This window comes from Rhodobacteraceae bacterium S2214 (assembly GCA_025141675.1).
Classification (GTDB): Bacteria; Pseudomonadota; Alphaproteobacteria; order Rhodobacterales; family Rhodobacteraceae; genus Yoonia.
The window spans coordinates 958,640-985,206 of the sequence record CP081161.1 but is presented as its reverse complement, the minus strand read 5'-3'; the positions used below and the strand labels follow the sequence as shown (position 1 = coordinate 985,206).

Annotated in this window: 27 protein-coding genes; 11 read left to right on the top strand and 16 right to left on the bottom strand. The window is 56.1% G+C overall.

The genetic code is table 11. The features are described from left to right. Positions 1-45 precede the first annotated feature (45 nt). Positions 46-924 (bottom strand): alpha/beta hydrolase, encoded by an 879-nt coding sequence (locus tag K3729_04815; GenBank protein UWR00099.1) that lies wholly within the window; start codon positions 922-924, stop codon positions 46-48. A gap of 86 nt (positions 925-1,010) precedes the next feature. Further along, the gene (gene rpsU, locus K3729_04810) at positions 1,011-1,217 is read right to left on the bottom strand and encodes a 30S ribosomal protein S21 (protein UWR00098.1); all 207 of its coding nucleotides are present in this window, start codon (positions 1,215-1,217) and stop codon (positions 1,011-1,013) included. A gap of 103 nt (positions 1,218-1,320) precedes the next feature. Between rpsU and K3729_04805 the strand changes: the two genes are divergently transcribed. Together K3729_04805 and K3729_04800 are read left to right on the top strand one after the other, a co-directional pair. Next, positions 1,321-2,022, top strand: a complete 702-nt coding sequence (locus K3729_04805) for a COQ9 family protein (protein UWR00097.1) — start codon at positions 1,321-1,323, stop codon at positions 2,020-2,022. A 12-nt stretch (positions 2,023-2,034) separates the two neighbouring features. Further along, positions 2,035-3,027: an NAD(P)H-quinone oxidoreductase gene (locus tag K3729_04800; protein UWR00096.1), complete on the top strand. Its 993-nt coding sequence runs from the start codon at positions 2,035-2,037 to the stop codon at positions 3,025-3,027. Between the two features lie 31 nt (positions 3,028-3,058). Here K3729_04800 and K3729_04795 read toward each other — a convergent pair whose 3' ends face one another. From K3729_04795 to K3729_04785, 3 genes are all read right to left on the bottom strand, one after another. After that, positions 3,059-4,018, bottom strand: coding sequence for a DMT family transporter (locus K3729_04795; GenBank protein ID UWR00095.1), 960 nt, complete (start codon positions 4,016-4,018; stop codon positions 3,059-3,061). 120 nt (positions 4,019-4,138) lie between these two features. Continuing rightward, positions 4,139-5,242 carry a 3-isopropylmalate dehydrogenase gene (gene leuB / locus K3729_04790; GenBank protein UWR00094.1) on the bottom strand — a complete coding sequence of 368 codons (1,104 nt, stop codon included), beginning with the start codon at positions 5,240-5,242 and terminating at the stop codon, positions 4,139-4,141. Between the two features lie 59 nt (positions 5,243-5,301). Next, positions 5,302-6,198, bottom strand: a complete 897-nt coding sequence (locus tag K3729_04785) for a LysR family transcriptional regulator (GenBank protein ID UWR00093.1) — start codon at positions 6,196-6,198, stop codon at positions 5,302-5,304. A gap of 99 nt (positions 6,199-6,297) precedes the next feature. On the opposite strand from K3729_04785, the gene K3729_04780 reads away from it, so the two are divergent. Further along, on the top strand, positions 6,298-7,206 hold the full coding sequence (locus tag K3729_04780) for an epimerase (GenBank protein ID UWR00092.1): 909 nt from the start codon (positions 6,298-6,300) through the stop codon (positions 7,204-7,206). Here the strand turns inward: K3729_04780 and K3729_04775 are convergent. The 8 genes from K3729_04775 to K3729_04740 all read right to left on the bottom strand — a co-directional run bounded on the left by K3729_04775 (position 7,129) and on the right by K3729_04740 (position 14,704). Beyond that, positions 7,129-8,034 carry an endonuclease/exonuclease/phosphatase family protein gene (locus K3729_04775; GenBank protein ID UWR01121.1) on the bottom strand — a complete coding sequence of 302 codons (906 nt, stop codon included), beginning with the start codon at positions 8,032-8,034 and terminating at the stop codon, positions 7,129-7,131. The two genes, K3729_04780 and K3729_04775, sit on opposite strands and share 78 nt — an antisense overlap. A 92-nt stretch (positions 8,035-8,126) precedes the next feature. Continuing rightward, the gene (locus tag K3729_04770; GenBank protein UWR00952.1) at positions 8,127-8,972 is read right to left on the bottom strand and encodes a hypothetical protein; all 846 of its coding nucleotides are present in this window, start codon (positions 8,970-8,972) and stop codon (positions 8,127-8,129) included. 603 nt (positions 8,973-9,575) lie between these two features. After that, positions 9,576-10,181, bottom strand: coding sequence for a 3-isopropylmalate dehydratase small subunit (leuD, locus tag K3729_04765; GenBank protein ID UWR00091.1), 606 nt, complete (start codon positions 10,179-10,181; stop codon positions 9,576-9,578). 48 nt (positions 10,182-10,229) lie between these two features. Continuing rightward, the gene (locus K3729_04760; GenBank protein UWR00090.1) at positions 10,230-10,694 is read right to left on the bottom strand and encodes a hypothetical protein; all 465 of its coding nucleotides are present in this window, start codon (positions 10,692-10,694) and stop codon (positions 10,230-10,232) included. Next, on the bottom strand, positions 10,691-11,161 hold the full coding sequence (locus tag K3729_04755) for a hypothetical protein (protein ID UWR00089.1): 471 nt from the start codon (positions 11,159-11,161) through the stop codon (positions 10,691-10,693). The genes K3729_04760 and K3729_04755 overlap by 4 nt, the downstream gene beginning before the upstream one ends. Then, the gene (locus K3729_04750) at positions 11,148-11,660 is read right to left on the bottom strand and encodes a hypothetical protein (GenBank protein ID UWR00088.1); all 513 of its coding nucleotides are present in this window, start codon (positions 11,658-11,660) and stop codon (positions 11,148-11,150) included. The genes K3729_04755 and K3729_04750 overlap by 14 nt, the downstream gene beginning before the upstream one ends. Before the next feature lie 9 nt (positions 11,661-11,669). Next, entirely contained in the window at positions 11,670-13,076 is a 1,407-nt protein-coding gene (gene leuC, locus K3729_04745; GenBank protein UWR00087.1) for a 3-isopropylmalate dehydratase large subunit, read from the bottom strand. Positions 13,077-13,327: 251 nt separating this feature from the next. Beyond that, positions 13,328-14,704, bottom strand: a complete 1,377-nt coding sequence (locus K3729_04740) for a hypothetical protein (GenBank protein ID UWR00086.1) — start codon at positions 14,702-14,704, stop codon at positions 13,328-13,330. A 136-nt stretch (positions 14,705-14,840) separates the two neighbouring features. On the opposite strand from K3729_04740, the gene K3729_04735 reads away from it, so the two are divergent. Further along, positions 14,841-16,226, top strand: a complete 1,386-nt coding sequence (locus tag K3729_04735) for a mechanosensitive ion channel (protein ID UWR00085.1) — start codon at positions 14,841-14,843, stop codon at positions 16,224-16,226. Here K3729_04735 and K3729_04730 read toward each other — a convergent pair. Together K3729_04730 and K3729_04725 are read right to left on the bottom strand one after the other, a co-directional pair. Next, entirely contained in the window at positions 16,223-16,441 is a 219-nt protein-coding gene (locus K3729_04730; GenBank protein UWR00084.1) for a helix-turn-helix transcriptional regulator, read from the bottom strand. The genes K3729_04735 and K3729_04730 overlap by 4 nt on opposite strands. After that, complete coding sequence (locus tag K3729_04725) at positions 16,441-16,974, bottom strand: hypothetical protein (protein ID UWR00083.1); 534 nt, start codon at positions 16,972-16,974, stop codon at positions 16,441-16,443. Before K3729_04725 ends, K3729_04730 begins: the two co-directional genes overlap by 1 nt. 70 nt (positions 16,975-17,044) lie before the next feature. On the opposite strand from K3729_04725, the gene K3729_04720 reads away from it, so the two are divergent. The 7 genes from K3729_04720 (at position 17,045) to K3729_04690 (ending at position 24,098) form a co-directional block, all read left to right on the top strand. Then, the gene (locus tag K3729_04720; GenBank protein UWR00082.1) at positions 17,045-17,611 is read left to right on the top strand and encodes a hypothetical protein; all 567 of its coding nucleotides are present in this window, start codon (positions 17,045-17,047) and stop codon (positions 17,609-17,611) included. Positions 17,612-17,771: 160 nt separating this feature from the next. Further along, a complete protein-coding gene (gene rsfS / locus K3729_04715; GenBank protein UWR00081.1) occupies positions 17,772-18,146 on the top strand; it encodes a ribosome silencing factor in 375 nt (124 codons plus the stop codon). Then, positions 18,146-18,616 (top strand): 23S rRNA (pseudouridine(1915)-N(3))-methyltransferase RlmH, encoded by a 471-nt coding sequence (gene rlmH / locus K3729_04710; GenBank protein UWR00080.1) that lies wholly within the window; start codon positions 18,146-18,148, stop codon positions 18,614-18,616. The genes rsfS and rlmH overlap by 1 nt, the downstream gene beginning before the upstream one ends. 102 nt (positions 18,617-18,718) lie before the next feature. Continuing rightward, on the top strand, positions 18,719-20,236 hold the full coding sequence (gene gpmI / locus K3729_04705) for a 2,3-bisphosphoglycerate-independent phosphoglycerate mutase (protein ID UWR00079.1): 1,518 nt from the start codon (positions 18,719-18,721) through the stop codon (positions 20,234-20,236). Further along, positions 20,233-21,345: a peptidoglycan DD-metalloendopeptidase family protein gene (locus K3729_04700; GenBank protein ID UWR00078.1), complete on the top strand. Its 1,113-nt coding sequence runs from the start codon at positions 20,233-20,235 to the stop codon at positions 21,343-21,345. The genes gpmI and K3729_04700 overlap by 4 nt, the downstream gene beginning before the upstream one ends. Positions 21,346-21,365: 20 nt before the next feature. Further along, positions 21,366-22,706 (top strand): S41 family peptidase, encoded by a 1,341-nt coding sequence (locus tag K3729_04695; GenBank protein ID UWR00077.1) that lies wholly within the window; start codon positions 21,366-21,368, stop codon positions 22,704-22,706. A 312-nt stretch (positions 22,707-23,018) separates the two neighbouring features. After that, the gene (locus K3729_04690; protein ID UWR00076.1) at positions 23,019-24,098 is read left to right on the top strand and encodes a hypothetical protein; all 1,080 of its coding nucleotides are present in this window, start codon (positions 23,019-23,021) and stop codon (positions 24,096-24,098) included. Positions 24,099-24,110: 12 nt separating this feature from the next. Here the strand turns inward: K3729_04690 and K3729_04685 are convergent, their stop codons facing one another. Beyond that, complete coding sequence (locus K3729_04685; GenBank protein ID UWR00075.1) at positions 24,111-26,561, bottom strand: FAD-dependent oxidoreductase; 2,451 nt, start codon at positions 26,559-26,561, stop codon at positions 24,111-24,113. Between the last annotated feature and the right edge of the window lie 6 nt (positions 26,562-26,567).

Here is a 26,567-nt window from a genome sequence, read left to right as displayed (position 1 = left end):
GCCAGCCCCCACACCCCCGAGATATTTGAGACCAAAAGAAAAGCGTTACCAACGCGGCTGGGCTGCGAAGAACTGAAGCGCCTCTTGCGCGACCATGTCTGGCAGTTCTTCCGCCAGATAATGTCCACCCGGCAAATTATGCCCGGTCACCGTTGTCGCCCGTTGTTTCCAAAGATCGAGGCAATCGAAATGCGCCTCGATCGCTCCGTCAGCCCCCCACAAGACATGCAACGGGCAGGTGATCACGCCACCTTCATTGTCGTGTGTGATGTCGATTGTCGCAGCGGCACGGTAGTCTTCGCACATGGCATGGATCGTGGCCGGATCTTTGATCGCCTCCGCATAGGCCGCGAAGGCCGCATCGCTGAACGGTTTCGGCTTATTCCCCCATGATCGCAGCTTTTTATTCAGGTAGAATAATGGGTCAGCCGCGATTTGCGTTTCGGGGAATGGCGCGTCTTGGATCAGCCAGAACCAGTGCCAATAGACCGTTGCAAAGGCCGCCGTTGTGTTGGCGTACATTTCGCGCGTGGGCGCGATGTCGAGCAGGATCATCGCCGAAACCCGGTCTGCGTGATCGACAGCAAGCCTGTGGGCCACGCGCGCGCCCCGATCATGGGCAAGGACGGCGAATCGCGTATGTCCGAAGTGCGACATAACGCCCGCCATATCGCGGGCCATTTCACGTTTCGAATAGGGGCTGTGGTCCGCGTCCGTTGGTGGTTTGCCGGATGCGCCGTAGCCGCGCAGATCAGGGATCACCAGCGTGTAGCGTTGCGCCAGATCAGGCGCCACCTTGTGCCACATCACATGGGTTTGCGGATAACCATGCAGCAACAACAACGGCGGACCGCTGCCACCGATAACACCGTGGATGGTCGTGCTGTTCGTTGTGATATCAAAGGTCTGGAAATCTGGAAACATGCCGCAGCTTAACAGCTGTTTTGCAAAGAAAAACCCCCGCAGCGCAAGCCACGGGGGTTCTTTGATCGTACATCGAAAAGGGGTGCTTAGAGCATACCTTCGCGCTGGAGCTTTTTCCGAGCCAGCTTACGCTGACGGCGGATTGCTTCGGCCTTTTCGCGTGCTTTACGCACGGATGGCTTTTCGAAATGTTGCTTGAGCTTCATCTCACGAAACACACCTTCACGCTGAAGTTTTTTCTTCAGAGCACGGAGCGCCTGATCGACGTTGTTATCACGAACACTAACCTGCATGTGGTTTTCACCACCTCTCTAAGTTGGATTTGCAATAAGTTGCAGGAAGTGGGCATATAGCAACGACGCCCTAACTTGTCAAAGGTCCATAAGGAGACCCGTGATGACCGTATCTGTTGACCAAGTGACCCAGCATCTTGTCGCCGCCGCTGTGCCCCATGTCCCCTTTGATGGCTGGGGTGTTGAGACGTTCAAAGCAGCCGCAAGCGACGCGGGAATCGGTTTGGACGCAGCCCGCGCCGCCTGCCCGCGTGGTGCCACAGATCTGGCGATTGCCTATCATCAGATGGGTGACGCGGCGATGGCCGAAGCCTTGGCAGAGGCTGATCTTGCAGGCATGCGGTTTCGCGACAAGGTCGCAGAGGCCGTGCGCCTGCGCCTGTCAGTAATTGACGACAAAGAAGTGGTGCGCCGTGGATCGACGCTGTTTGCCCTGCCGCATATGGCGCCAGAAGGTGCCAAACTGATTTGGGGTACCGCCGATGCGATCTGGACCGCCCTTGGCGACACGTCTGAAGACGTGAACTGGTACACAAAACGCGCGACCCTGTCGGCAGTCTACGGGTCTGTCGTTCTGTTCTGGCTTGGGGATGAAACGGACGGGCATGACGCCACCGACGCATTCATCGACCGCCGTATCGACAACGTGATGCAGTTCGAACGGGTGAAATCCGCAACCCGCGACAATCCGGCGTTGCGTCCGCTGACCACCTTGATGGAACGGCTGACCGCTGGGATCAAAGCACCGCAAACCACAACCCGCGATGACCTGCCGGGCATGTGGCGCACGCACAAATCTTCCTAAGAAAGACCTCTGATGACCCTTCCCAAGCAAAGCCGCGTCGTAAAAATAGCACAGCATGGCGGGCCAGAGGTTTTGACACCTGACATGGCTGAAACACCTACGCCTGCCCACGGCGAAGTGCTGATCAAGGTCGCTTATGCGGGCGTGAACAGGCCCGACGCGCTGCAACGCGCGGGGCTGTATAATCCCCCAGCGGGCGCAAGCCCCCTGCCCGGTTTGGAATGTGCCGGCGAGGTCGTTGCGCTTGGCGCAGGTGTGACCGATTGGGCCGTGGGCGATCAGGTCTGCGCCCTGTTGCCAGGTGGCGGTTATGCTGAATACGTTGTCACACCTGCCGCCCACTGCCTGCCTGTGCCGGATAGTATGACGTTGAAACAGGCCGCGTGCCTGCCCGAAACGTTCTTTACCGTTTGGTCCAACGTGTTCCAGCGCGGGGGCCTGCAAGCAGGTGAACGTTTCTTGGTCCATGGTGGATCCTCGGGTATCGGGACAACAGCAATCCAACTGGCGAAAGCATTCGGCGCGCGGGTTTTCACGACTGCCGGATCCGACGACAAATGCGCGGCTTGCGTGGATCTAGGGGCCGAGCAGGCCATCAATTACCGTGACGCGGATTTTGTGGAAGTGATGCGCGCCGCAGGCGGGGCGGATGTGATACTCGACATGGTTGGCGGGTCTTACATGGAGCGAAACTTGAAAGCGCTCGCGGATGATGGCCGTCTGGTGCAAATCGCATTTTTGCAGGGCATGAAGGCTGAACTGAATATGGTTCAGCTCATGACGCGGCGGCTTACGATGACTGGATCGACCTTGCGACCACAATCAGATTTGGCAAAGGCGCGGATTGCAGCGGACCTTCGTGAAAAAGTTTGGCCACTACTTGCCGCTGGCAAAGTCGCGCCTGTGATGGATCAGGAATTTGCGCTGGATGATGCGGCGGCGGCACACGCCCGCATGGAAAGCTCTGCGCATATCGGAAAGATCGTTTTGCGCGTCGGCGGTTAAACCGCGCGCGATTCTGCCCAAAATCAGTTTCTTACCGCGGCGGTGTCCGTCCTGTCATCCGGATGATCAGTGACGCCCGCGGGGTCGTCCCTGTTTCTACCCGTGATCGGCTGCGCAGAACTGGCGTGTTGGCGGAATTGCCTGCGCCGCTTTCGCGCAAAACAATGTAGAGACCAGACGCAATAATGATCGCCGCCCCAATCGCCGTGTTCATGTCGATCAGTTCGTCGAAGAAGAAAAAGCCGTAAACGCTCGCCCAGAGGATTTGCGAATATTGCATCGGTGCAATGATCGCCGCCTCACCATTTTGATAGGCCGTGATGATCATCCGTTGCGCAATCCAAGCAAAAATCGCGACGATCCCGAGCATGCCCAAATGATTGATCGGCATCGGCACGTAAACCAACGGCAACAGCATCGCCATCACGATGAAGTTCACGACCATCGGATAAAGCAGCATCACAACAGGCCGTTCTTCTGACCCGATTTTGCGAACAACAATCGCCGTAACCGCCCCCCCAATCGCAGTCATCAGCGCGGCCGCATGGCCCAAGGTCAGATCAGTTGCACCGGGGCGCAATACGACCAACACCCCGGCAAGGCCTACCAGCACTGCAATCCACCGACGTAGCCGGACCTTTTCACCCAAAACCGGAATAGCAAGAACCGTAATCATCAGCGGGGACGCAAAGATGATGGCGTAGACTTGCGCCAACGGCAGAACCGAGAATGCATAAAACGCTGAAATACCGGTGACGACCGCACCCGCCGTCCGCAAGGCCAACCACCAAGGGTGTTTTGGGATCAGCGTCCCAGCGGTTGCATCCCGCATCAGCATCACAGTGGCCAAGGGGAACGACAACAAGACCGAAAAGAAAACGATCTGGATCGGGGAATATGATCCACCCAATACCTTGATGAAGACGTCATGGGTCGAAAAGACCGCAAACGCGCCAAGCGCAAACAGCGCACCTTTTGCATTGGGCGTCATGATAAGGTCCTCGTTACCGCTACCAGTGTTTAGTGCAAAAAGGTTCACGCTTGGTCAAGGGCACCAAGCAAAAAGGGCCGCCAAGATTGGCAGCCCTTCGCAAAACGCATGGCGCTGTGATTAGAGCGACGCGTCGAGCGCCGCCAAAATAACGTCGCCCATTTCGGTTGTGGACAGCGGAGTGCCACCTTCTGGACCCATCAGGTCGCCAGTCCGCGCGCCGTCGGCCAACACTTTTTCAATCGCAGCTTCCAGACGATCCGCTTCCGCGCCTTGATCGAATGAATAACGCAGCGCCATTGCGAACGACAGGATGCACGCGATCGGGTTCGCCTTGGCTTGGCCAGTGATGTCAGGCGCAGAGCCGTGTACCGGTTCGTACATCGCTTTTGGACGCCCGTTCTCCATTGGCAGACCAAGGGACGCGGACGGCAACATGCCAAGCGATCCAGTCAGCATCGCCGCACAATCGGACAGGATGTCGCCGAACAGGTTGTCGGTGTAGATCACGTCGAACTGTTTTGGCGCGCGCACCAGCTGCATCGCGCCGTTGTCAGCGTACATGTGGGACAATTCGACCTCAGGGTAGTCGGCGCTGACTTCTGTCACAACGTCGCGCCACAGGATGCCAGATTCCATCACGTTGGCTTTTTCCATGGAACACAGTTTCTTGTCCCGCTTCATGGCCAGTTCAAACGCCGCACGTGCGCCGCGTTCGATTTCAGCTTCGGTGTAGCGCTGTGTGTTCACACCGACGCGCATGTTGTCTTCGATGTGGATACCGCGTGGTTCACCAAAATAGACGCCGGATGTCAGTTCGCGGACAATCATGATGTCCAGACCCGCGACCAGTTCAGGCTTGAGGGAAGAAAAGTCGGACAATGCGTCAAAGCACTGCGCCGGACGCAGGTTAGCGAATAGGTCCATTTCTTTACGCAGGCGCAACAATCCGCGCTCTGGCTTTACCGAAAAGTCCAGATCATCATAGGCGGGACCGCCCACAGCGCCGAGCAGAACAGCGTCAACTTCTTGCGCCTTGGCCATTGTTTCGTCCGCCAAAGGCACGCCGTGTTTGTCGTATGCGGCACCACCGACCAGATCTTCGGACACATCAAACTTCATGTCACGTTTGTCGCCGAACCACGTGATGACGCGCTTCACCTCGTTCATGACTTCAGGGCCGATGCCGTCACCGGCAAGAATCAAAAGGGATGGGTTCGACATATGCTGCGTCCTTGGCTGAAATTCTGTTGGACGCGGCGTACCCCGCTTAGGCCATTTGTTCAAGATACCAAGGGTGCCAAGCCTGCTGCCAACATATCCCAGACACGTCTGATCCGCGGGGTGCGCCGCATCGCTTCGTGGGCGGTTAACCAAACCGGTAGCGTTGGCAACGGGAACCCGAGATCAATTTCGACAATCTCGGGGTCATCCAACCCCAGCGTCCTTTGCGCAAACCCAACGCCACAGCCTGCCCGGACGAGGTTCCAATAGGCGATGTTATCGTCGCAACGGACTTTGAAAAAGTGCCGATCAACGGGGACACCCGCATCGCGCATCCCGTCAATGATGCTCTTGTCCGCGTCATAGCCAACGACATCGTGTTCTGCGATCTGTGCCGGATTATCCAATCCGCCTTTCCGCTTCAGGTAGCTGCGCGACGCAAAAACGCCCAAAGCGATTTCTCCGATATGCTGGGTGATCAGATCTTCCTGCGTTGGCCGATACATGCGGACCGCAATATCGGCCTCGCGAAACAGCAGATTGCGGCTTTCGTCAGATGCGACCAGTTCAATCTCGATATCAGGTTCCGCCGCTCTGATATCGCTGATGATCTGCGGCAAGTGGTAGACAGACGTCGCCACGCTGGCCGTGATCCTCACCGTGCCCTTGAGACTGGCCGACTGACCAGCAGCCGTCAGCGTCATCTGATTCACCGCATCGCGCATCGCTTGGGCTGGTTCGACCAGTTGCGTGCCCGTGTGGGTTAACGACAGACCACGCGGCGCACGATGAAACAACTCCGCACCCAATTGCTGTTCCATCGCTTTGATCTGGCGGCCAATGGTCGGCTGCGTCGTGCCAAGTTTGCGGGCAGCAGCCGATAGGCTTCCCGTTTCCGCCACAGCAAGAAACGCTTGGGCGAGTGACCAATCAAGAGGCTGCAGCGTGTTATCCATACGTTTATGTATAGGACACCTGCAAATTCAGGCAATTTAAATACGCAAACGCATGGGTCAATTTAGCCGCAACAGATACAATTCAATAGGAAACAAACTATGACACAGACAGTATTGATCCTTGGTGGCAGCGGCAAAATCGGCAAACACGCAGCAGAAGCATTCTGGAATGCAGGTTGGACGGTCCGCCATTACAAGCGCGGCACTGATATGACAGCGCAGGCGCAAGGCGTGAATGTGATTGTGAACGGGCTGAACCCGCCGAAATACAACGATTGGGCCAAGAACATCCCTGCGATCACGTCCCAAGTTATTGCGGCAGCGCAATCCAGCGGCGCAACCGTCATCGTACCCGGCAACGTATATAACTTTGGCGACAAGGGTGGCATCTGGGACGAAGCAACACCGCAAGCACCTGTCACCGAAAAGGGGCACATCAGGGTCGCGATGGAGGCCGCATATCGTGATGCAGGCGTGCAAGCGATCATACTCCGTGCGGGGCATTTCATTGATCCGGGTCAAGACGGCGACGCCTATTCAATGGTGCACGTGGCCAAAGTCGGCAAAGGGGTTGTGACCACGCTGGGTGACCCTGACGCGATGCAGGCGCATGCCTACCTGCCCGATTGGGCGCGGGCGGCAGTGAAGCTTGCCGCCATGCGGAACGATCTTGCACGGTTCGAAGACATCCCCTTCCCCGGTCACAGCTTTACGATGAACCAATTGCGCGACGAAATGGCGGATGCATTGGGCAAACCGATGAAGCTATCCTATTTTCCATGGTGGTTGATGGCCTTCGTGGCCCCGTTCAACGAAATGATCCGCGAGTTTCGCAAGATGCGGTATCTGCCGAACACGTCCCATCAGCTTGGCCATGAAAAATTCGACCGATTGCTGCCGGATTTCAAACCGACGGACCTGCGCACTGCTCTATTGTCCGGCGTCCCGTCTGACGTCCACCCAGACAAGGTGGTGCACGCCAGCGGCCAAGCCATCGTCGCCCAGTAACGCTGCATGTTCGTCATCCGGCGCGGGCCAGAAAACACCCGCGTCGGTCACAATCCACGTTGTTGCGGGCAAAACGTAACTCACCCGCAGATTTCCGGGACCATCGTCATCCCAATCGGCAGTGTTCAAACCAACGTGCGGGTCCTGTAAGCGGTCGTCGGACAGGAATTCAACCATCGCGTCTTTAATTCCGTCCCCTTTATCCGGATCAAGGTTCGCATTTCCGATGACAATAAAATCCTGAGGCGCATCGCCGTACACCCTGTTCAACACGTGTTTCCACAACCGCAATTCGTCACGATTGCGCAGGCCATTGCGGTCCTCTGGACCATCAAAGACGGGCGGTGTTGCGGCAAAAGCCAGCAAGTTGACGGTGCTTTCATCAGTCTTGATCGGAACGATCCAGTGACCGCTGGTAGAAAGCCGCTGCACAGCCGCCACGTCGTCCGTCATCGTCGCTGGTAGAACTGCATCCGGCACGTCGCGCCACAGCAGGTGCGAATGATCCGTCACCTGCGCCGCGTCGATTGGAAAGCGCGACAGGACAGCCATACCCCCATCCCCCGAGAACCTACCGTAGCCTTGGGCGTCGCGGGCTTCCCCGAACCACCCGTTCCCATCAAGGTCGAGCGCTGTCTGTACACCCGTGTTCGGGCGCGCTGCAAAATGGTGAGGATAGTCCAGCAGCATCGCAAGCGTCTGCAACGCCATGCTGTCATAGTCGAAATCGAAATCGGTCAGAAGCAGGATGTCGGGATCAATATGTGCGATCACAGCTTGGGCCGCGGCCAGTTCTGCATCTTCCCCCTTCTGCAGGTCACGCAACAAAAGACCGGGACCATTGCGACTGAATGGGGCTGCATAGGTCGCAATGCGCAGGTTCTCGGCAACCGCACCACTGCACGTCCAAAGCAGGCAGATTAGATTGGCAGCATACCTTCCGCAGCGGCGGCGGCGTAGGCCTTTTTGCGCTGCACATGGATCATCCCTGCCACCCGCGAAAGCGCGACGCCACGCATCAAAAGACTTGCAGGAAGGAACGCCCATATTGCCACAACCCAGATCAAAGTTTGCGGATCTTCAAAGCTCAGCGGGTTCGTAAAGGTCCACGCGACCTTCAACATCGCTGGAATAATGAATGGCAGCAAAAAACCTAACATAAGGTTAACAAGGCTATCGCGGTTCAACCGATCGACGACGTCACCACCAGCAGCAGGGTCAAAAGTTGGCAGGTTGACCCAAACGTTAAAGGTCTTGCTGCGACGTGGCCATGCGCGCATCCGCAGCAGTACGATAAAAACCAGCAGCGATACCAAAGACGCAAGGTAGCTAAGCCCAGCAGCGGTCCGCAATGAGCTCATGATTTCGGGCGATGTGTCGTTCGGCATCATCACCAACATCAACCGTACCGGCGAATACGGGAAATCGATCGATGCCCCAATCCGTTCGCCAATGACATCAAAGAACATCACGAAGGTCGATGGCGTGTGCGAAGCGTCCCCGCTGAGAATGACAGACATCGCAAAAATCGCAACAAACAGCGCAATGAAACGCACGCGGTTGTATGGTGGCGCATCGCGAAATTCGATCAAGCTGGGGCTTTGGGACGAATATTCTGCAATTGTAAAGATAGCAGCAAAAAGAGCGACAAGCATCACGACTACGCGTGCATCACCCGATGAAGACGGCAAAAAGGCAGACGGCAAAATGATCAATAGGATCACAAATAGCCCGCGCGCAATCGCTCCTGGCAGTCGTTGATACACTGCGAATTTACCCTCGTTCCGGCCGGGAACGATACTTTGCCGTTCGCCTGTTCCGTTTATGTCCCGCGACTTGAGCGCGAGTTGCCTCATTGTTGCCACGTTTCTGCCTAACTTTGTTTTTGTCATCAATCCTTGAAAATTTTAGACGATAAAACTGCGGCGGTTTTGCGACACAAGTGGTGCAGCAATGCATCGGGAAAACCAGACAACGGCGCGATATTTCACGAAGCGTCAGCTGTTTTGATCCAGTCTGCCACATGAAATTTAGGGCAATCGACCGTCTATTCAGCGGTTAATAATTGATTAATGGGCCTTTTCGGCGATTCATGCTTCGCGCCATTTGCAGGTGTTTTGGTGTCGGGAAGCTGACGGGAAATATGTTTTTTCTAAGACCTTGCCTTCGAATGACCACAATTGAATCAGGGGTTTCGGCGCATTTGAACGCTGTACGTGCGGGCCCCTATCCCGATTCTCTTTAGCGGGAGGCCGTCCAATTTCGACACAAAACGGCGAATTCGCGTTGTTTAAACCGCGAATGTGGCATCCAACCACAAAAAAGCCCGACACATTGTGCCGGGCTTTTTCGATCTTTAGGGGGTTTGCTTAGACCCAAGGACGGGCTTGGCCTGCGCTGGCCTCAAACGTGTCGATCGCCGCTGCCTTTTCCATTGTCAGACCGATGTCATCCAGACCGTTCTGCAGACAGTGCTTTTTAAAGGCGTCAACTTCAAAGCTGAATGTTGTGCCATCTGACGCTGTCACTGTCTGTGCTTCCAGATCGACTTCGATCCGCGCGTTTGCGCCCTTCTCTGCATCTTTCATCAACGCGTCGCGCTGATCTTCTGGCAGCACGATTGGCAAGATGCCGTTCTTGAAGCAGTTGTTGTAAAAGATGTCGGCGAAGCTGGTCGAGATCACGCAGCGGATGCCAAAGTCGGCGATGGCCCAAGGCGCGTGTTCACGTGATGACCCGCAACCGAAGTTGTCGCCCGCCACCAGGATTGACGCCTCGCGATAGGCAGGCTGGTTCAGAACAAAATCTTCGATCTCAGTACCGTCGAGATTGTAACGCATTTCGTCGAACAGGTTCACGCCGAGGCCAGAGCGCTTGATGGTTTTCAAGAACTGCTTTGGGATGATCATATCGGTATCGATATTGACCAGATCCATTGGGGCCGCGATACCGCTGAGTTGGTTAAACTTTTCCATGTGTCGTGTCCTTCTTGCGCCCTGATTGGGCGACTTTGATCTTTGTAATTACGCCATGTCCAGCGGTTGCTGGCTTTCATAGCGTGCTTGAATTGTCCGCAATCGTGCGGTGAGCTTTGTCAGGTCGATGTCGAAATGCAGTTTGCGCGTTTGGCTTGCTTTCACTTGCAGTTCACGGGCAACGCGTGCCGCCCGCGCCTTGGCAAGTGTTTGGCTTTGCATGATGTTACTGGATGCCCAGCGCCCGCCATGTGTGGTGCCTTGCAACGGTCCCAAGACGCCCCGTTCCGCCAGATGTTCCATCACAGCCACCGCTTGGTCCGGCGTCATGTTCGTTGCTTTCGCAAGTCCCCAGACACTGAACACCGACCGCGATTTCGCGTGATAGATCGCAGCATGAACAGCCGCAGCACTGTAAGGCGCCGCAGTTGCGGTCCGCGCAAGCGCAGGTAGCGGCACGAACGGCGCCGTTACCGCCGCCCCCAATGCTTGCAGGAAACCACGCCGTTTCATGCGTGCACCCCACTGAAACAACGGGGCGAGAGGTCCATGCCGTTGGCCTTACACAGCTGGTGCAAATGCGAAAACATGTCAGAGACCCGAGGCTGCGATGGCCGCGTCGTCTGCTGATCATACTTTGCTTTTGCCGATCTGGCCTGACGTCGTTCATAGGCTTTCGCGAGACCCGCGTTGGGGTTCACGAAAATCCTGCTCGACGCTTTGACAGTACCGGGCCGTGTTGGGTTCAGCGCACCAAGCAGACCTTCAGACGACATCTTTTCGATGATCGCTTCAGCCTGTGGTTTGCCGATCCCGATGCGTTTGGACAAACCACCCACACTGACCAACGGGAACTTTTTCGCATGCAATATCGCGAGGTCATAAGCCGAACGGGAAACACCACCAGCAGCCCCGACAGTCGGTATCATGGGGGCCGCAACAGCCGCCCCAATCATCCGCAGAAAGCTACGTCGTTGCATAGGTGATCCTCCCGAAATCGGCCTGTGAATTGCGTGCACAAGGCGTGCACAACCCGTGCACTGCGTAACCCGCTTTGCGACAGATCTTGTGCAGATGCACCGTCAATGGCGATAGGTCGGGTTCCAGTTCCATCGCACGCGCCGCCTGTTTGGCTTTGCGTGCCGTGGACCGCGCTGTACGTGCTGCCTTGTCCAGCCCCCACGCATCCGGCTTTAAGATATTGCTAACCGCCCGCACGTTTCCGCCCGAGAAGCCAACCGATTTCACCAATCCGTTGGTCGTCATTTCAGCAATCATCGCTTCAGCCTGCGCTGTCGATACCTTCAATCCTGAGGCAAGCCCCCGCGCACTGACATGTGCACGAGTCCGCGCATGAAAGACGGCCAGCCCATACATGTAACGGCTATACGCCGCCGCTGCCGGTGCAGGTGCGGCCATAGGCAATGCGGGCGCTGCGATTGCAGCACCAAACATTGTCAGAAAGCCCCGTCTTTTCATTTGCATGGCTTACATCAAGTCCCGAACATCAGTCAGCTTGCCTGTGATCGCTGCTGCTGCCGCCATTGCTGGTGACATCAAATGCGTCCGACCGCCCCGGCCCTGACGGCCTTCGAAGTTACGGTTGGATGTCGCCGCACAGCGTTCGCCCGGCTTCAACTGATCAGGGTTCATCGCAAGACACATGGAACAGCCCGCAAGGCGCCATTCGAAACCGGCGTCCTTGAAGATTTGCGCGATGCCTTCTTCCTCGGCTTGCGCACGGACCAGACCGGAACCAGGCACGACCATGGCGCGCATTCCGTCTTTGATCTTTTTGCCCTTCAGGATTTCAGCCGCAGCGCGGAAATCTTCGATCCGCCCGTTGGTGCAAGACCCGATGAACACAGTGTCGATTTCGATGTCGGACAATTTCTGGCCAGCCTCAAGACCCATATAGTCGATGGACCGCTGAGCCGCGCCAACTTTGCCGCCTTCAAAGCTGTCGGGCGATGGCACGACAGATGTGATCGGCAGGACGTCTTCTGGTGATGTGCCCCAAGTGACGAGCGGTGCGATGTCTTCACCTTTGATCGTCAGAACCTTGTCGAAATGGGCACCTTCGTCGGTGAAGAGCGTTTTCCAATAAGCCAGCGCCGCTTCCCATTCCGCACCTTTGGGTGCGTGTGGACGGCCCATGCAGTAGTCGAATGTTGTCTGGTCCGGTGCGATCAGGCCCGCGCGTGCGCCGCCTTCGATCGCCATGTTACAGACGGTCATGCGACCTTCCATGGACAGGCTTTCAATCGCAGAGCCGCAATATTCGATTACGTAGCCGGTGCCACCAGCCGTACCCGTTTGGCCGATCACGGCCATGGTTACGTCTTTCGCGGTCACACCCGGCGCAAGTTTGCCAGTGATTTCGACCTTCATGTTCTTGGATTTCTTCTGGATCAGCGTTTGCGTCGCCAGAACGTGCTCAACCTCGGATGTCCCGATGCCGTGCGCCAATGAACCGAACGCGCCGTGTGTCGCCGTGTGGCTGTCGCCGCAGACAACGGTCATGCCCGGCAGCGTCCACCCCTGTTCAGGGCCAACGATGTGCACAACACCCTGACGGACGTCGGACACGGGGTAGTAGTGCAGGCCAAAGTCTTTGGCGTTTTTGTCCAAAGCCTCTACCTGAATACGGCTGTCTTCGGTCATTGTGGCCGCGTTCGCGCGGTCCAGCGTTGTTGGTACGTTGTGATCCGGCACAGCAATTGTCTGATCCGGACGACGTACCTTGCGGCCCGCCATGCGCAGGCCTTCAAAGGCTTGCGGTGATGTCACTTCGTGGACGAGGTGACGGTCGATATACAGCAGACAAGTGCCGTCCTCTGCTTCATGCGCGACGTGCGCATCCCAGATTTTATCATAAAGCGTTTTGGGGGACATGTTGGTCCTCTCCCGTGGTTTGGTGGTGATGATGTAGGTGGGCGAGCGGAAACGAAGGGCTGGTCAGCCCATGGATAGCAATGTGCATGCAGCGCTATAGAACCGCCAAGGCAGTCGTGCGCGATCATCCATGTCGAAATTCTGTTTCATGCAGTAGCAGATATACCGCATTGGCCTTGCTCGCAAGGGGAAGAAGCCGCGGTCGCTTACGCAACCGAGGCTTCCAATCAGGATTTTAGCGCAACGATCGACTAGATAACTATTGCGTCAAACCGAAATGTTCCGTCTGGAATATCAGCGGCGGTTACCCCCTCAAGGAACACAGTCGGCCCGTATCCAATTGTACCTTCGGGATCTTCGACGAAGGTCTTTACCAATGCCCCCGATACGCCTTCGTGAACAGCATCTTCCAAGCTAACGCTGCCAATGCCGCCTTCAGGGTCATTCACAAGACCAAACAAAACCGCGCTGAGCGACAGTGTATCTTCGCTCACATCAAAGTCTGTAATAACTGTGGGGGTGTCCGTCTCTACTTCATCGCGGCTGACAGAGAACCTATCTGCACCTTCGCCACCGGTCAACGTCGCGGTGGTCTCAGTCGACAGAAGATCGTCACCGTCACCGCCAAACAGATCACCCGTGCCAAGGCCGCCGTACAGCGAGTCGTCACCATCACCACCGAAAAGATCGACATCGTCGTAGGCTTCGCCAATTAGCCTGTCGTCGCCACCAAGCCCGAACACGGCGGCGGCCTCAACTGTGCTGTCTTCGCCAAATGACGAGGTAATCGTATCAGCTTCAACCGTACCGATTTCAAAGTCATCGTAATCTGTCATGGCCGTCGCCAAATCATCGATAAAGTTGACTTGCGCGCCATCGTCGTCAGGTGTGCTGTCGCGCCCCACAATGACGTTCGTTTCAGAGAATGCATCGAGCGTGACCCCCTCTAAAGTCACCGACGCAAAGCCGATGCCTTGCGTGCTGTCGTCAAAACCGGCCGCGGGACCGAACGTCAGTTTCGTTGCAATCCCACTGTCTGTCTCGATCTCTTCACGCTCCAACACGACTGTAGTTGGGTTGCCCTGCACATCACCACTTGCCACTGTAGATTGTTGGAACGTGAACAGTAGCTTATCTTCGTCGGGGTCGAAATCTGTGATAACGCCCTGCGTATCATTGTCGTCGTTTTCGTCGCCCATCACTACGAATACGTCTGCGCCCGTACCACCAGTCAAGGTGCCTACCCCAGATGTAAGCGCAACCACATCGTCCCCATCACCGCCATACAACACACCGTTCGCCCCAAAACTGACGATCAGATCATCGCCGTCTGCGCCCGAAATATCGCCAATCAGATCATCGCCCCAAAGTTCATCCGCGTCATCGGTGCCTTCCAGGGTGTCGCGGGGAGCGTCGTCCACACCATCCTCAGCGATATCGTCATCGCTAATACGATCGCCGCCATCATCGCTCACGACGTCGTCGTTGCTTTCGATCAATTCATCTGTGTTTTCTTCGTCGGTGAGTGGCGCAGCCGTGCCACTGTCATCGCTATCATCGCCTCCGCTAGCCACACCGACCAAAGCCATGACGCCCACTAACATCGCTACAAGAAGTTCAATACCCATTAGATTACCCTCGGCCAGAAAACGCTGGCATTATTTCAAAATGCAATTGCAACAGATTGTTAAGTTGCGCGGGCACCTGTTTACTCAACCTGACTACCTGTGCAAGTCTTCCACGAAGTTTTAGTTTGAAAGTTCAATGACAGACCACACAGACACCGGACCATCTGACGGCATAAGCGCGTCCCCTGAACCGCGCGATCTTGAGGTCGATCAGATCATTGATGTCGGGCAAAGTTTGCTGGTCCGCGCCGAGGTGCTTTTCGAAAGTCTTTTCCGCACCTGGAACCTTTACCAGATCGCCATTGCGATTGGCCTGTTTGCGGTTGCGCATGTTCTTAGGGCCGTTCTAGGTCCGCATATCCGAACATGGATGGCGAACCGCGAAAACTGGCCGAAATGGCGTATTCGTATCCTTGTTGTCATCCATCAACGGCTGCGCCCGATCTTCTACGTCGCGCTTTTGTGGCTGACCGTATTTGCGTTGCGTGAATGGACATGGCCAAGCCGCAGTTACCTGCTGAGCATTGTTGCGACGCTGGCATTTGCCTGGCTCTTCATCGTTTTTGTGACCCGCCTGATCAAAAGCCCGTTTCTGCGCAAATTTGTCCGTTACGGCGCGTGGATTTACGCGACCTTAGAGATTTTGGACCTCGTTGGTGAAGCCGAAACGCTTTTGGACAGCGCGGGCTTTAGCGTGGGGTCGGTTCGGTTTTCCCTGCTATTGCTCGTCCAAGCGATCGTCATCCTGAGCGTGTTGATCGCAGTCGCGCGGCTACTGACCACGTCCACATCAAACAAAATTCGCCAGAACGAAGACATCAGCCCGTCGATGCAAGTTCTGATCGTGAAGATGCTGCAGATCGGTTTTTATGGCATCGCGTTTTACGCAGGCGTCAAAGCGATTGGCATCGACCTGACCGGCCTCGCGGTCCTGTCCGGTGCGATTGGTGTGGGTCTTGGTTTTGGTTTGCAAAAGGTGGTGTCGAACCTTGTGTCCGGCGTGATTATTCTGCTCGATAAATCGGTGAAACCGGGGGATGTGATCAGCCTTGGCACGACGTTCGGCTGGATCAATTCATTGGGCGCGCGCTACGTGTCCGTGGTCACCCGCGACGGGAAGGAGTATTTGATCCCGAACGAGGATTTGATCACGGGCCAAGTGGTCAACTGGTCCCATTCAAACGATTTTGTCCGGCTCGATATCTATTTCGGGACCGCCTACCACGACAACCCGCGCGAAGTACGCCGTATCGCGATTGAGGCTGCAAAAAGTGTCGATCGCGTCCTGACCACTCGCCCTGCCGTGTGCCACATCGTCGGTTTTGGTGACAGTTCGGTAGACTACATCCTGCGGTTCTGGATTTCCGACCCGACGGGCGGCCTGACCAACATTCGGGGGAATGTGTACCTCGCCCTTTGGGACGCGTTCGAGGAAAACGGCATCTCGATCCCATTCCCGCAGCGTGAGGTTAAAGTGTTGGAAGGCGGTCCGATAAAACCGCCAAGCGTTGCATTGGATTAAGCATCACCGTCGGACGGCGCGGCCTCCAACAAATCACCCGGTTGGCAATCAAGTGCTGCGCAAATCTTTGCCAGCGTTTCGAACCTGATCCCTTTGACTTTGCCAGATTTTAGAAGGCTCAGGTTCTGTTCGGTGATCCCAATTTCCGCGGCCAGATCGCGCGATTTCATTTTGCGCATGGCCAGCATCACATCAAGACGGACGATGATTTCCATTAGACGAATGCCTTGTTTTCAGCTGCTGCACTTGCGGCTTCGCGCATGGCCCAACCGATGACGGTCATCAAGCCTGCTGCAATCAAAAAACCAAGCATGTCGCTGTTGAGCCCAACAGAAATTGCGCGTTCTCCGGCCGGATTTGCCCATGTAAGAATGACCGATTGCACGGGGATCAATATCATTTCAATCAATGCGACCCCCATAAAACCAACGCCAATCCGCTGGATAAAGCCTGCGGATTGATCCGTCAGCACAGCCCCCCTTTTGTAGCACCCGAACAGGCGTCGCATTTGATCGAGCGTCCAGACCCAAACCGCCAGCGACAACAGCCCCGCGAGCATCGACAGCCAGATCAGATGATTGGGGATGTCGGGGGTGACCGCAAATGCCGGAAACTTTTGCTGCAAGGTTTCAGCGGTCGGAAAGGTCAGGATCAGTCCTGCGATGGTTCCAATGACGACAAACGCCATCACGACGATTGTCGCGATATAGAGCGGTCCCGCGAGGCGTCGCACACGATCAACTTGCATTTCAGAATCCTCTTTTCATTTCTATAATTTATCGTAAAACAATAAAATATATCTGTCAAAGGAGATTCTCATGAAGTCGATCATACTCACCCTATTCATTGCGTTTGGTTTTGCACTGCAAGGCTGTGGGACCGTGGTTTTGTCCACAGTTGCAGCGCTGAACGCCACGTCCCCTCTCACCGCCGATCCTGCCGGTTTTGAAGTCGCCGTTGATATGCCTGAAGGCGGTGATATCGCGCCGGATGGCGCGACGATCAATCTGTTCATGTCCCATACGGTGCTTGGTGAAGACGTTAATGAAACCTATGTTTTGCAGCGCCGCCAGTCTGCCGATGGACGCATTCTATTCCGCATCAATCCGCGTGATCTGGACATGGTTCGGGCCTTTCAAGCCAAGGCGCGCACATGGGAAGCCAATGATCCTGACGCATCATCGGGCGGTTTCGGTGTTTCTGTTGTTGCCTGTTCCGTGGGCGATGGTCCTGCCGACGACGCCACGTTTTCTGTATCGATTCGCACGCAGGTCGATGGCGGTTTCATGCCTTTAATACGCAATGCACGTGTCATGGACGCCATTGAGGCCGTCGAAGGTCTTGATGATGATGCACAAAACCCGACGGCGGCCCGTTGCGAATAACCGAATGGGTTGGTTGAAAAAGGCTGATTGGGTTGATAAATGGGAGTTAGGCAACCGCGCCGAGCCTCCCATTCTTCCCTTTTGACGGCGCGCGACGGAGGACAATGTTCTGTCTTTATCCCCATCGGTTGCAGATGCAGCCATTCGTGGAGCGGTCACAATGACCGGCGTCCAAACCGCTGACAGCGAAACGCTTCTCGCGGCGATCCTGAAATCACTTGATGACGACAAAGGTGAAGATGTTGTGCAGATCAACCTGCGCGGCAAATCCGAGATGGGTGACTACATGGTCATCGCATCAGGTCGGTCCACCCGTCAGGTGTCTGCCATGTCCGAAAAGCTGGCGGACAAACTGAAGGCCGAATTTGGCGTTCTGTCGAAGATCGAAGGCAAAGACACAGGCGACTGGGTCTTGATCGATACAGGCGACGTCATCGTTCATATTTTCCGCCCTGAAGTCCGCGAGTTCTATCAGTTGGAAAAAATGTGGACACCGGGTTCCGGCCCTGTTGAGGCGCCTGCGGCAATCGACTGATGCGCGTTCATATCTGCGCTGTGGGCCGCTTGCGAAAGGGGCCCGAGCGCGACCTTTACGACGATTACCTGACCCGGTTTGACCGCACGGGTCGCGCCCTCGCGCTTGGCCCTGCGAAACTGATCGAGGTCGAGGATAAGAAAGGCGGCGGGATGCCTGCAGAGGCTGCTTTGCTCGAACGTGCCATTCCGACCGGATCATTGATCTGCACAATGGATGAACGCGGCGATGTCATGTCATCCCCTGCTTTTGCGAAACGTTTGGGGCAATGGCGTGATCAGGGCCGCAGCGATCTGACGTTTGTGATTGGCGGGGCCGATGGGATTGATCCAAGCCTACGTGCCCGTGCTGATGCGTCCTTGAGTTTTGGCAAAATGGTCTGGCCCCACATGCTGGTCCGCGTGATGTTGGCCGAACAATTGTATCGTGCCGCATCGATCCTATCGAATGGCCCGTATCACCGCGCCTGAGGGAGCCCCCGGCGGGGATATTTGCAGCCAAAAGAAGCCCGCGTCGGTTTTCCTTTTGTGATGGATCGGATAGACGCGATGTAAGCCCAGAAGGAGTTTGAGATGACTGCGCCGAAACCTGTTGTACTGTGTATTTTGGATGGTTGGGGATTGCGTGACGATCCCGAGGGCAACGCCCCGTTGCTGGCGCATACCCCGCATTTTGACCGCATTATGCAGGGCCCGAACGCCCAGCTTTTGACGCATGGCCCTGATGCTGGTTTGCCGAGCGGCCAGATGGGTAATTCCGAAGTTGGTCACACGAACATCGGCGCGGGACGCGTTGTTGCGATGGATTTGGGCCAGATTGACCTGTCGATTGAAGACGGCAGTTTTGCGAGCCAAGACGCCATCGTCGCGTTTATTGCCAAGATGAAAGACACAGGTGGCACGGCCCATTTGATGGGCGTGATGTCGGATGGTGGTGTGCATGGCCACGTCGCCCATATTATCGCGGCCGCCGAAGCACTGGACGACGCGGGTATTCCGACTGTGCTGCATGCGATCACGGACGGGCGTGATGTTGCCCCGTCTTCGGCGCTCGATTTCCTGTCTGTTTTGCGGGCTGAACTGCCAGAGGCGGTTGAAATCGTCACGGTGATTGGCCGTTACTTTGCGATGGATCGCGATAATCGGTGGGACCGCATCGAAACGGCTTACAACGCGATGGTTCTGGGTCAGGGCGAAGCCACGGCGGAAGATCCCGAAGTGGCGATTGAACAGGCCTATGATGCGGACAAGACGGATGAATTTATTCCGGCGACTGTCGTTGACGGCTACGCAGGGTTTGCAAAGGGTGACGGGTTGTTCTGCCTGAATTTCCGGTCGGATCGTGCGCGTGAAATCCTTGCCGCGATTGCTGATCCAGACTTTGACGGGTTTGCACGCGACATGCCTGACCTGAGCGCGAAACTTGGCATGGTCGAGTATTCCGACAAGCACACCGCATGGTTCGAAACCGTATTCCCCAAACGCGTGATCCCGAACACATTGGGCGAATGGGTGTCCAAGCAGGGCAAAACCCAGTTCCGTTTGGCCGAAACTGAAAAGTACCCGCATGTGACGTTCTTCCTGAACGGCGGCATCGAGGTGCCAGCGGAAGGCGAAGACCGTTTCATGCCGAAATCCCCGAAAGTGGCTACCTATGACATGCAGCCAGAGATGTCGTCTGGTGAAGTCACCGATGCTTTTGTCGGCGCGATCAACAATGGCTACGACATGATCGTCACGAATTTCGCGAACCCTGACATGGTCGGCCATACCGGTGATATTGATGCTGCTGTTGCCGCCTGTGAGGCCGTTGATCGTGGGTTGGGCAAAGTGCTGGCCGCGTTGGAAGCAGCTGGCGGCGCGATGATCGTCACCGCAGACCACGGCAATTGCGAAACGATGATTGATCCGGAAACCGGCGGCGCGCACACGGCCCACACAACGAACCCTGTCCCCGTCGCATTGGTGGGCGGTCCTGATGGTGTCACGTTGCGCGATGGGCGGCTTGCAGATCTTGCCCCGACTGTGCTGGACCTGATGGAACTGCCACAGCCGGAAGAAATGACGGGTCAGACCCTGATCGTGAGATGATACGCGCAACCCTTCTTTTGCTGGCTCTTGCGGGGCCTGTTTTCGCGCAAGACAATCCTGCCACGGCGGCCCGCGCGGCTGCCGAACAGTTGACCCGTGCAGGCATTGCGATGTCCGAGGCATCCGGCGGACGTAACCGTGTTGCGGCACTGACCGAAGCCGTCAAAGGCTACGAAGAAGGGTTGATCGCCATGCGGGATGGGTTGCGCCGTGCCGCGATCAGGCAGCAGACGCTGGAAACATCGCTTGCGTTAAAATCCGCCGAAATCGGCGAACTGTTGGGCGTATTGCAGTCGATCAGTCGTGCCCCTGCCCCGTTGCTGATGTTGCATCCCAATGGCCCGACGGGCACAGCGCGGTCCGGTATGATCGTCGCCGACGTCACGCCTGCGTTGCATGCCGAAGCGGACGCTTTGAAGACGCAGCTGGAAGAATTGGCCGTGTTGCGTTTGCTGCAAGAGACCGCAGAGGAAACGCTGACCCTTGGTCTGCAAGGTGCCCAGTCTGCGCGGGCCGCATTAAGCCTTGCGATCCAAGAGCGCACTGATCTGCCGAAGCGGTTTGTCGAAGATCAGGTGCAAACCGCGTTGCTGTTGGCCAGTACCGATACGCTGGATAGTTTTGCGGCTGGTATTAGCGATGCCACACTGACCGGCCCAGAGAATACAGATGCATTGGCCGCGAAGGGGGATCTGTCCCTTCCTGTGCAGGGCCAAATTCTGCGCGGGTACAATAGCCCTGATGCCGCCGGTGTGACGCGACCCGGCGTTATCGTAGCCGCCCGCCCCCGCGCCCTTGTCACCAGCCCGACACCTGCGACGATCTTGTTTCGTGGTCCCCTGCTGGACTACGGAAATGTTGTGATTATTGAACCAACTGCTGACGTGATGTTCATCTTTGCGGGTCTCGCAGAGGTCTTCGGCGAGGTCGGTGAAATCATCAATGCGGGCGACCCTTTGGGTCTTTTGGGCGGATCATCGCCGCAATCTGACGCGGAATTGACCGAAATTGCGCGATCATTAGATGGAACACAGTCACAAACGCTTTATCTTGAAGTCAGAGACGGGCAAACTCCGGTCAATCCAGCGACGTGGTTCGCGATAGAATAAGACAAAAAACGGGAAGACGTATGAAACAGCTGATGACCGCCGCAGTGGGCGGAAGCCTTTTGGGACTGATCGCAACGACGCAGATCGCAGGCCCGTTGATCGCGCAGGAAGCGCAGAATAACGCGTCTGTTTACGAACAGTTGGACCTGTTTGGTGACATCTTTGAACGTATCCGTGCGGGTTACGTTGAAGACGTCGAAGAAAAGGACCTGATTGAAGCGGCCATTAACGGCATGCTGACGTCGCTTGATCCGCATTCGTCCTATTTGTCCGCAGAAGATGCGGCTGCGATGCGGGTTCAGACGCGTGGTGAATTTGGCGGTCTTGGGATCGAAGTGACCCAAGAAGAAGGTTTCGTCAAAGTCGTGTCCCCGATGGACGGCACCCCTGCGGATGCTGCTGGCATTCTAGCGGGTGATTTCATTACGGCAGTGGATGGCGAAAGCGTTCTGGGTCTGACCTTGGACGACGCCGTTGATTTGATGCGCGGTCCTGTTGGGTCCGAGATTATCATCACTGTGGTTCGCGAAGGCGAGATTGAACCTTTCGAGGTTTCTATCGTTCGCGACACAATCAAATTGACTGCTGTGCGTCACCGGACCGAAGGCAATGCCGTTGTTCTGCGTGTGACCACGTTTAACGATCAGACATTCCCGAACCTGCAAGAAGGCCTGCGCGAGCAGGTTGAAGAAGCAGGCGGCATCGACAACATCGATGGCGTGATCCTTGATCTGCGCAACAACCCCGGTGGTTTGTTGAACCAAGCGATTTACGTGTCCGACGCGTTCCTTGAAGCTGGCGAAATCGTATCGACCCGTGGTCGTGACCCTGAAGACGGGGATCGGTACAATGCGCAGCCGGGTGATCTGGCCGAAGGCAAACCGATTGTTGTGCTGATCAACGGCGGTTCTGCTTCTGCGTCCGAAATCGTGGCGGGTGCGTTGCAAGATCATCGTCGGGCGATTGTGGTTGGAACGAAATCCTTTGGTAAGGGGTCCGTTCAGACCGTTGTGCCATTACAAGGCGAAGGGGCGATGCGTCTGACGACGGCACGTTATTACACCCCGTCAGGGCGTTCGATCCAAGCTTTGGGCATTTCGCCTGACATCATCGTCGAACAGCCGCGCCCTGCGCCTGTTGATCCGGATGCGGAAGAAGAAACATCGCGTCAGTTCCGGTCAGAGGCAGATCTGCGCGGATCGCTGGATAACGACAGCCTGACAGAAGATGAGATCGATCAAATCGAAGCGGATCGGGCACGCGCCGAAACCGCTGCACAGTTGCGCGAAGACGATTATCAACTGGCCTATGCCATCGACATCCTCAAAGGTCTCAACGCCCTTGGTCCCGTCGCGGACTAAGATCGGTTAACCAATGTGAAGAAGGCGCAACCGCGGTTGCGCCTTTTTTCATTGGTGCCGCGTAATTTTCAGGCACGCACCCACATGCAATCAATTAACTGAAAATTCATAGCAACGCGCTATGTTCACGGTGAGCCGTGGTAGACAGTTTGTATTTTTACGATGGTGCGGCCGAAACATACGGGGTGAGTTCGACAAATTTGGCGATCCATGACAGTGTTGTGCAGCTGTACAATCACCGCGCGACTGCAACCTAAAGTGGTGTTTGACGACCAATGTTACGACTGCCTTGACCGACGGAATGATCACCTCATGAGTTCTATAATCAAATCGGATATTACAGCCGCGCCGGTTACCCGCATGAGGGACAGGTTGGACCCGTTCGACAATTTCAATGCGTCGACACGCGCTTTGCTGGCCTTGGATGCAGGCAGAATGGGCTGCTGGTCAGTGAACCTAGTGACCGAACAGGTATTGGGCGACCGTTTCATCGCGAATCTTCTGGGTCTCGATTACGATGCGCAGCCGTGGTCGCTTGCAGATGGGTTTGACCTAATCGATCCTATTGATCTGGACCGTGTTCAGGCGATCGTCGCCAAGGCCATAAGTGGTGAAACCCCAACCTACGATGTTGAATATCGCAGGCGTCGCACTGACCCGAGCATGCCGGTTCAATGGCTGGGTGCGCGGGCGCAAATCACCGAATGGGCCGAAGATGGCACGGCTTTGCGTGCTGTCGGCGTCAGTTGGGATGCGACGGAGCAAAAGGTTGGCGAAGAAAAACTAGCTGTCATGGCTGCCGAAATGGACCACAGGGTCAAGAACGCCTTTGCGGTTATCCGTGCTTTGATCAATCTTGGCGATCGCACCACAGACAGCAAAGACGAATTCGTCACGACGCTGCGATCTCAGGTCGAAGCGATGGCAATGGCCCATGCTGTTTCGGCGCGCATGGCGCGTACGACGGCGGATGCGGATTCACTGTTGGGCATTCATGATATTATCGTATCGTCGTTGAAACCGTGGTTAACGGATAAGCAGGACGCCCCTGCCCGTGTCCATATTGATTGTGACCCCGCGCTGATGATTCACCCGCGCAAAGTGTCGCCCTTAGCCATGGTTCTTTACGAAATATCGACGAATGCGACCAAGTACGGCCCGCTTTCCACTCCGGTCGGCGAAATCCACATTGCGGTGACGCCGATGGCCGACGACATGGTCCGGCTTGTGTGGTCTGAAACATCGGACACGCGAGATGCGCAACCTGAAGCGCAAAGCGGCTTCGGCACAGTTTTGTTAGAAAACTGCGCCATCAACCTTGGCGGCACAGTTACAAAAGAGATGAAGCCGCAGGGGCTTCACCTCGAGTTGTTGATGAACGTCGCTGGATAAGCGGCGAAAAATCTAGACTTTGGCGCGCTCACCTTTTGGATCATAGAACGGCTTAAGCTGCGCTTCGGCCTTGACCCGCGTGCCCATGACATCAATTTCATATGAACTGGCCAGCATATCGGCCACCTTTTCACCGGCTTCGGTACATGGCACGTAGCCCATCCCAATCGCCGCACCGACGTGGTGCCCATAGCCACCGGATGACAGGTAACCGCAGACCTTCCCGTCCCGCAGGATCGGTTCGTTATGGTAAAGAAGCGGCTCAGGATCGGTCAGTTTGAACTGCACAAGACGCTGGGTTAGACCCGTTTCGCGTTTGCGCAACACTGCATCGCGTCCAATGAAATCCGGCTTGTCCGTCTTCACCGCAAAGCCCAAACCGGCCTCTAACACGTGATCTTCGGATGTAATGTCGTGGCCGAAATGACGGAACCCTTTTTCCATACGGCAGGTGTCCATCATGTGCATCCCACACAAACGCATACCGAAATCGTGGCCCGCTGCTGCGATCACTTCGAATACGTGACCGCATTGATCGGCAGGTACGTATACCTCCCAGCCGAGTTCCCCGACGTAGGTGACCCGATGCACACGGGCGGTGCCCATGCCGATTTCGATATCCTGTGCCGTTCCGAATGGGTTGTTTTCGTTTGAGAAATCGTTCGGAGACACGGCCTGAAGCAATTCGCGTGATCGCGGCCCCATGATGGCCAAAATACCTTCGCCCGCTGTCACGTCGGTGATGACAACGTTGAAATTGCCCTTGTTGCGGCGCATCCACGTCTGGTCGGCAATCCGTGTGGCCGCAGGCGTCACCACGAGGAAACAGTCCGGTTCGATCCGCGTGACCGTCACGTCGGCTTCGATTCCGGCAGTGGAATTTAGAAACTGCGTGTAAACGATTTTGCCAACGGGGACGTTGTAATTGCCACCACCGATGTAGTTCATGAAGGCGATCGCATCAGGTCCTTCGACCCGAATTTTGCCGAACGATGACATGTCGTACATGCCCACATTCTGGCGGACGGCCATATGTTCTTCGCGCACGTTGTCAAAGAAGTTCTGGCGCGACCAAGAATATTCGTACTGCGCTTCCTGAGCTTCGCGCGCGAACCAATTCGCGCGTTCCCAGCCAGCAAGTTCACCCATCACCGCGCCGCGTTCGAGCAGGTGGTGATGGAACGGTGTCCGACGCACTCCGCGCGCGGTTGCTTTTTGGCGGAACGGAAAATGGTCGGCGTAAAGCAGGCCAAGGGATTCCTTGGACCGTTCGAACAGATAGGTTTTGTTGCCTTGGAACGGCTGCATCCGACTGATGTCCACATCGCCCAGATCGAACGGTTTTTCGCCGCTGTCCATCCATTGCGACAGCGCCATTCCAGCCCCACCAGCCGATTGGATACCGATGGAATTGAAGCCTGCTGCGACCCACACGTTGTCCATTTCTGGCGCGAGACCAAGATGGTACGCGTCGTCGGGCGTGAAAGATTCAGGACCGTTGAAGAAGGTGTGGATGCCGGCCTCTGCCAGCATTGGCAGGCGTTCGACGGCCTGTTCTAGGATCGGTTCGAAGTGATCGAAATCTTCGGGCAGCTGGTCGAATTCGAAATCTTTCGGGATGCCATCCATCGCCCATGGTTTCGCGTTGGGTTCGAACGCCCCGAGCAGGATTTTACCTGCATCTTCTTTATAATAGGCACATTCGTCCGGCACCCGTAGCACTGGCATTTGCGTCAGATTCGGGATGTTTTCGGTGACGATGTAGAAGTGTTCGCAGGCGTGCAAAGGCACGTTCGTGCCCAGCATTTTGCCGACCTGATGGCCCCACATCCCGCCACAGTTCACGACCATATCGCAGGCGATATGCCCCGCTTCGCCGTCTTGTTCCCAATCAACACCAGTGATCCGGCGGCCTTCTTTTTTGACGCCCGTGACCAATGTCCGTTCGATGACCTGCGCCCCGTTTTGCCGTGCACCTTTTGCCAATGCCAACGCGATGTTGGCAGGATCACCCTGCCCGTCCAGCGGCAGATAAACGCCAGCAGTCACACCGTCGATGTTGAGGTGTTCGTAGCGGTTTTTGACCTCTGTCGGGCTAATTTCTTCGACATCGACGCCGAACGCACGGGCCATGCCTGCTTGGCGGTAGATTTCTTCTTTGCGTTCTTCGGTCAGCGCTACGGTAATTGATCCGTTGCGTTTGAAACCTGTTGCGACGCCTGTTTCCGCTTCGAGATTACCGTAGAGTTCTTGCGAATATTTCGCGAGCTTGGTCATGTTTGCCGTCGCCCGCAGCTGCGCAATCAAGCCTGCCGCGTGCCACGTTGTCCCCGACGTCAGCTGTTTGCGTTCCAGCAGCACAACGTCCTTCCAGCCAAGTTTTGCAAGGTGATAGGCAACAGAGCAACCGATCACGCCGCCGCCAATAATGACGACGCGGGCTTTGCTAGGTGGGGTGGCCATGGCGAC